This is a genomic window from Methylocystis silviterrae (assembly GCF_013350005.1).
GTDB lineage: Bacteria > Pseudomonadota > Alphaproteobacteria > Rhizobiales > Beijerinckiaceae > Methylocystis > Methylocystis silviterrae.
Genome location: NZ_JABVWW010000005.1, coordinates 316,854 through 322,853 on the forward strand (window position 1 = coordinate 316,854; position 6,000 = coordinate 322,853).

8 protein-coding genes are annotated in these 6,000 nt (G+C 63.0%); 6 read left to right on the top strand and 2 right to left on the bottom strand.

Annotated elements, in window-relative coordinates:
* Nucleotides 1–52: 52 nt before the first annotated feature.
* From HUN39_RS08485 to bfr, 3 genes are all read left to right on the top strand, one after another.
* Nucleotides 53–412 carry a hypothetical protein gene (locus HUN39_RS08485; RefSeq protein WP_175094013.1) on the top strand — a complete coding sequence of 120 codons (360 nt, stop codon included), beginning with the start codon at nucleotides 53–55 and terminating at the stop codon, nucleotides 410–412.
* 286 nt (nucleotides 413–698) lie between these two features.
* A complete protein-coding gene (locus HUN39_RS08490) occupies nucleotides 699–935 on the top strand; it encodes a (2Fe-2S)-binding protein (protein ID WP_123174255.1) in 237 nt (78 codons plus the stop codon).
* A gap of 26 nt (nucleotides 936–961) precedes the next feature.
* Nucleotides 962–1,441, top strand: coding sequence for a bacterioferritin (bfr, locus tag HUN39_RS08495; protein WP_123174254.1), 480 nt, complete (start codon nucleotides 962–964; stop codon nucleotides 1,439–1,441).
* Nucleotides 1,442–1,496: 55 nt separating this feature from the next.
* Here the strand turns inward: bfr and HUN39_RS08500 are convergent, their stop codons facing one another.
* Nucleotides 1,497–2,114 (bottom strand): helix-turn-helix domain-containing protein, encoded by a 618-nt coding sequence (locus HUN39_RS08500; protein WP_175094035.1) that lies wholly within the window; start codon nucleotides 2,112–2,114, stop codon nucleotides 1,497–1,499.
* Between the two features lie 261 nt (nucleotides 2,115–2,375).
* Here HUN39_RS08500 and HUN39_RS08505 point away from each other — a divergent pair, with 261 nt between their 5' ends.
* From HUN39_RS08505 to HUN39_RS08515, 3 genes are all read left to right on the top strand, one after another.
* Nucleotides 2,376–3,209, top strand: coding sequence for a UDP-2,3-diacylglucosamine diphosphatase (locus HUN39_RS08505; protein WP_175094036.1), 834 nt, complete (start codon nucleotides 2,376–2,378; stop codon nucleotides 3,207–3,209).
* Nucleotides 3,209–4,309 (top strand): glycosyltransferase family 4 protein, encoded by a 1,101-nt coding sequence (locus tag HUN39_RS08510; protein WP_175094014.1) that lies wholly within the window; start codon nucleotides 3,209–3,211, stop codon nucleotides 4,307–4,309. The genes HUN39_RS08505 and HUN39_RS08510 overlap by 1 nt, the downstream gene beginning before the upstream one ends.
* A 103-nt stretch (nucleotides 4,310–4,412) precedes the next feature.
* On the top strand, nucleotides 4,413–5,192 hold the full coding sequence (locus tag HUN39_RS08515; RefSeq protein WP_175094015.1) for a HesA/MoeB/ThiF family protein: 780 nt from the start codon (nucleotides 4,413–4,415) through the stop codon (nucleotides 5,190–5,192).
* 40 nt (nucleotides 5,193–5,232) lie between these two features.
* On the opposite strand, the gene HUN39_RS08520 is transcribed toward HUN39_RS08515, so the two are convergent.
* Nucleotides 5,233–5,586: a RidA family protein gene (locus HUN39_RS08520; RefSeq protein ID WP_029649346.1), complete on the bottom strand. Its 354-nt coding sequence runs from the start codon at nucleotides 5,584–5,586 to the stop codon at nucleotides 5,233–5,235.
* Nucleotides 5,587–6,000 lie beyond the last annotated feature (414 nt).

Sequence of the window (6,000 nt, forward strand, 5' to 3'; positions counted from 1 at the left end):
GTTCGCCGCAACTTGAGGACGGTTCCATCATTTCTCAAAAGGAGGATGCTCCATGAGATCGGCAGCCGTCAAAACCCTATCGGCGCCAATCAAGCCGGCCCTCGCCGCGCTTCTTTTCGTTCTCGCTTCGAGCGCATTCGCGCCAGAGGCTTCCGCGCTGCCGGGGATTGATCGCGCGCCCGCGGCTCAGCTGGGTCAGGGCGTCGAGAAGGCGCGCTGGGTGTGCGGACCTTACCGCTGCTGGTGGCAGGCCGGCTACGGCTGGGGCGGCGGCTACGGCTGGGGTGGTCCCCGTTGGGGCGGCGGCTATGGTTGGCGACGCCCAGGCTGGGGCGGACCTGGCTGGGGCGGACCAGGCTGGGGCGGACGCGGCGGCTGGGGTGGCGGCGGCTGGGGACACCGTCACTGGTAAGAAGGGATTAACCAAAACAACATGAGCCGCGGACGCTGGTTCGCGGCTTTTTTTGACACTTGCCGGGAGACCAATCCGTTCGAAATATATTTGATAAACCGGCATGGTCCTTGCCAATCAAAGTTCATCGGCGCGGGTCTGTCCGAAAACCGACACGCGAGAGTTGGCAAACGACAGGAGATGTTGTAACCTACTGATACGAAAGGTAGTTTGCAATCTTTCCAAAGAAGGAAACTTGCAACCTTTCCAGAAAGTAGTTTGCAACCTTTCCAAACTGGGCTAAGTAATGATCGTCTGTTCGTGCAACGTCCTGTCGGACCGCGATGTGCGCGATACGCTTGGGCCACGCGGTGACCGGCCTTCGGTTTCAGCTGTGTTCCGGCATATGGGCTGCGAGGCGAAATGCGGGCGCTGCGTGCGCAGCATTGTCGCCATCGTCGACCAGCACGCCGCGAGAGGATTGGATGAGTGCCCGGGGAGCGGCGATTGTGAAGGCTGTCGCGCCGACGAATTGGCGGCCTAAGTCTATTTCATGGAAAGGATGCGGACATGCGCGGTGACGCGAAGGTCATCGATTATCTCAATCGCGGATTGCGCGCAGAATTGACCGCGGTCAATCAATACTGGCTGCATTTCCGCATTTTCCACAATTGGGGTTTCCTCGAGCTCGCCAAGAAATGGCGCGAAGAGTCGATTGAGGAAATGCATCACGCGGATCATTTCGCCGAGCGTATCCTCTTCCTCGAAGGCTTCCCGAATATGCAGGTGCTCGATCCGCTGCGCATCGGCCAATCCGTCGAGGAGATCATCAAGGCGGACCTCGAGACCGAGCTCGGCGCCCGCGACCTGTATCTCGAAGCTGCGGCCTATTGTCTCTCGATTAACGATCGCGTTTCCGAGCAGCTTTTCGAAGGCGTGGTGAAGAGCGAGGAAAAGCACATCGACTTCCTCGAGACGCAGCTTGAGTTGATCAAGCAGCTCGGCGTCCAGCTTTATTCGCAAAAGCACGTCGGCGAATTGCACTCCTGACGCACGGAGCGCGTCATCGGCCGCCGCTGGCGCTTTCACGCCCTGCGGCGGCGAGTCATTCCATCGCCGCCGCCTTCAGAATGCACACCATCGTCGCCTGTGCCGGCGTTTTGCCGAGGTTGCGGATAATGTGCGGCCGGTCGCAGCGATAGCGCAGGGTTTCGCCTGCTTTCACGCTCGATTTCGATCCGGCGACCTCGACCTCAAGCTCGCCGTCGCGCACGGATAGGCTCTCGACCGAGCCGCGCTGATGCGCCTCGGATTCCAGTACGCCGCCCGGCGCGGCGGCGAATTCATAGCACTGAAGCCACTCGACCGTCTTGATCCAGCCGATGATCTCGAGCCGGCATTTGCCGTCGTCGGACACCAGGATGGGCGTATCGGCCTTGCTGGTTTTCTCGAGGAAGGGTCCGTCTTCCGTCGTCTGCAAAACCCGCTCGATCGAGACATCGAGCGCCTGCGCGAGACGCCAGATGGTGGCGAGCGTCGGATTGGTTTCATTGCGTTCGATCTGGCTGATGATCGATTTGGCGACTCCAGACTGCTGAGAGAGTTCGGAAAGCGACAAATTATAGGCCTTGCGCAGGCGCTGCACGGTCGCGCCGAGCTGCCCAGAAAGCGCCAGCGCGCCCGCCTCCAGCATTTTTTGCTTGTCCTGACCTTCGACGCCCATCATCCCCAGCGCTTCAGCCGCGCCCATACGTTTCAGAATCGACCGGCAAGATAGCCGACTGCGTTCGAAATATCGAACAGCGAACCCTTCTCGCCTTTCCCCGACCTTGCGTTTGCTCGAGCCCGAGGCGGCCATGTCATCTGGCTGTGATGCGAATCTGGTCAATCAGGCGAAGCGGCGAAGGCGAGAGGCGAACAGCTCATGCTCGACAGAAACGCCAGGGTGAAGGTCTCCCAAGCGGTGCGCTCCAAAACAGCGCAGATGTCGGATCCGGCAAGTGAACATGCAGTGAAGCGCTATCGGACGCTGTTTTTGTCCGATCTGCATCTGGGCGCGCGCGGCGCCCAGGCTGAACTGCTGGTCGACTTTCTCAAGCATAACGACGCCGACACGTTCTATCTTGTCGGCGACGTCGTCGACGGCTGGCGTCTGAAGAACGGCTGGTACTGGCCGCAGGCCCATAATGACGTCGTCCAGAAGCTCCTACGCAAGGCGAGAAAAGGCGCGCGCGTCATCTATGTGCCTGGCAATCACGACGAATTCGCGCGCGATTACACCGGGCTCAATTTCGGCGGCGTCGAAGTCGTCGACGACGCGCTGCATGAGACCGCCGACGGCAAGACCATGCTCGTCATTCACGGCGACCAGTTCGACATTGTCGTGCGCAACGCCCGCTGGCTCGCCTTCTTTGGCGACTGGGCCTATGATTTTGCGATTGTCGTCAACACTTGGTTCAACCGTGCGCGCCGGATGTTCGGCGTCGGCTATTGGTCGCTTTCCGCCTGGGCGAAGCTGAAGGTCAAGAACGCCGTCAATTTCATCGGCGATTTCGAGAACGCTTTGGCCTCCGAGGCCGCGCGGCGCAATGTCGACGGCGTGATCTGCGGTCATATCCATCACGCGACGATCAAGACCATCGCCGGCAAGCTCTATGTCAATACCGGGGACTTCGTCGAAAGCTGCACCGCGATCGCCGAACATCAGGACGGCGCATTCGAGATTTTGCGCTGGCATAATACCGCGGCTGAACGCGAGGCGGCGGAGGCCGCAGAAAGCGCCAAGGCCTTGCAAAACGAGAGAGCTGTGGCGGCTTGATGAGAATATTGGTGGCGACGGACGCCTGGCGTCCGCAGGTGAATGGCGTCGTCCGATCGCTTGAAACCATGGCGCAGTCAGCCCGCGCGCTGGGCGCCGAAATCGACTTTCTGACGCCGCGCGACTTCAACTCGCTGCCGATGCCGACCTATCCCGAAATCGCGCTGGCGCTTGCCTCGCCGCGCGCCGTTCGGCGGCGGCTCGAGGATGGCTATGATCACGTCCATATCGCGACGGAAGGCCCCATCGGCCTTGTGACCCGCGCCGTCCTCTTGCGGGCGCGCCGCTCTTTCACCACGAGCTTTCACACGCGCTTCCCCGAATATATTCAGGCGCGCTTCGGACTGCCCGTCGGGCTTTCCTATGCGGCTTTGCGCCGCTTTCATAACGCCGGCGCCGGCGTGATGGCGTCGACGCCGAGCCTCTCCCGCGAATTGTCGGAGCGCGGATTTCGCCGGATTTTGCGCTGGTCGCGCGGGGTGGACCACGCGCTGTTTACGCCTGACGCAGCGACGCCGCTCCCCTTTGAGCGGCCGATTTTTCTTTATGCGGGGCGACTCGCCGTCGAGAAAAACATCGAGGCCTTCCTGGCGCTCGATCTGCCGGGCACGAAGCTCGTCGCCGGCGACGGCCCGGCGCGCGCCGGGCTCGAAGCCCGATTTCCGCGGGCCCGGTTCCTTGGCCTGAAATCGAGCGCCGAACTTGCGGCGCTTTACGCCTCGTCGGATGTTTTCGTCTTTCCGAGCCGCACCGACACATTCGGCATTGTGCTGCTCGAAGCCATGGCCTGCGGCCTGCCGGTCGCGGCCTATCCGGTCATGGGCCCGCTCGACGTCGTCGGCGCGAGCGGCGCTGGCGCGCTGGACGAAAATTTGCGGTCGGCGGCGCTCGCCGCGCTCGACATCAGCCGAGAGGCGGCGCGGGCGCATGCGCTGACCTTCACCTGGGAGAATTGCGCACGGCAGTTCCTCGACAATATCGCTTACGCCCGCGGCGCGGCCGCGCTCGGCGGCGTCGGTATAGAGGCGCTGCGCGCGACAAGCCAGGAATCGGCGGACGAGCGCCGCTCCGCCAAAAAGCGCCAGCCTGTCCAGCCATAAACGTCGTGTCGTCGCCCCGCGTGCGGTCGCCATGGCTGGAGGCCGGCGGGCGAAGCCGCTATGGTCGGCCCCGCCGCAATCCTAGCGTGCGCCGGAGCGCCTTTTGAATCTTTCGCCTGAAGAGATCGAACGCTACGCAAGACATCTCGTGCTGCGCGACATCGGCGGGCCGGGCCAGGGCAAGCTCAAACATGCGCGGGTTCTCGTCGTCGGCGCTGGCGGGCTCGGCGCGCCGCTCTTGCAATATCTCGCCGCGGCCGGCGTCGGCGCGCTCGGCGTCGTCGACGACGACGCCGTTTCGCTGTCCAATCTCCAGCGTCAGGTGATCCACGCCACGCAGGATATCGGCCGTTCCAAGGTCGAAAGCGCGCGGGACGCCATCGCGCGCCTCAATCCGCATGTCCTCGTCGAGCCGCATGCGCTGCGACTCAATGAGACGAACGCCCGGGCGTTGATCGGGCGCTACGACATCGTGGCCGACGGTTCGGACAATTTCGCCACGCGCTACCTCGTCTCGGACGCCTGCTATTACGAAAGAAAGCCGCTCGTGACCGCAGCGCTCGGCGGCTTCGACGCCTCGCTGACGACGCTGCGGCCCTTCGAACGCGGCCCCGACGGCGGCCCTAACCCGACCTATCGCTGTCTCTTTCCGACGCCGCCGCAGGCGGGGGAAATCCCGACCTGCGAAGAAGCCGGCGTTCTCGGCGCGCTTGCCGGAATCGTCGGCGCGATGATGGCGCTCGAAGTCGTTCGCGAGATCGTCGACTTCGGCGAGGGGCTGGTCGGCCGTCTGCTGCTCATCGATACGCGCGGCATGCGGTTCGAGACCGTCCGCTACGCCTTTGACCCGGAAAATCCGCTCAGCGGCGCCGGAGCGCAATGATGAATGCGTTCCATAAGGCGTCCACTTCGGCGGAAATGCGCTAGAGCGCCGCGATGACGGCGATCTCGACCTTGTAGGCCGGCGCGACCAGCTTCGCTTCGACGGTGGCGCGCGCGGGCGGATTGGCTTTGTCGACCCATTCGTCCCAGACGCCGTTCATCTCCGCGAAGGTCGCAATGTCGGCAAGGTAGATCGTCGCTGACAGGATATTGGCCTTGGCGCTGCCGGCTTCGGCGAGAAGGGCGTCGATCTGCGCGAGAATTTCGCGAGTCTGATCGGCGACCGATCCGCCCTTGGTCTTGTCGGCCACCTGGCCGGCCGTATAGACGGCGTTGCCGCGAACGACCGCCTGGCTCATACGCGGCCCCGCGCCGATCCTTTTAATGTTGCTCATCTCGCCTCCATGCGTGCCGCGCCGGTCTAGGCGAAGCGCGTGTCGCGGGCAAGTCGAGATAAAGCCGAACGCGGCGAAGCCGTCGCTCGGCGCTGGACCACGGCAGGAAAGGCGGCGCAAGCATCAGGGCGAACGATCGACGCGCAATAGTCTAGCGTATTTGCAACTATGGAGCGGACGCGGGTCGAGTTTGGCGAAGCGCAATCAAGTGCAGCGAATTAGTCCCGCTGCGAGCGTCTGGCCACCGAAAGCTCCCGGCGCAAGGGCCGCGCTTGGCCGCCTGTTTGGCGCAGACGTTCAGCGCCGCCTCCCGCGTCCCGATTTAGGGCTCGGACCTATAAAGTTGTTGGCTTGGGCGCGATGTCGTGATTCACAGCTTCCGAAAGGAAGCGCCAATGATTCCCGACCGTTTTT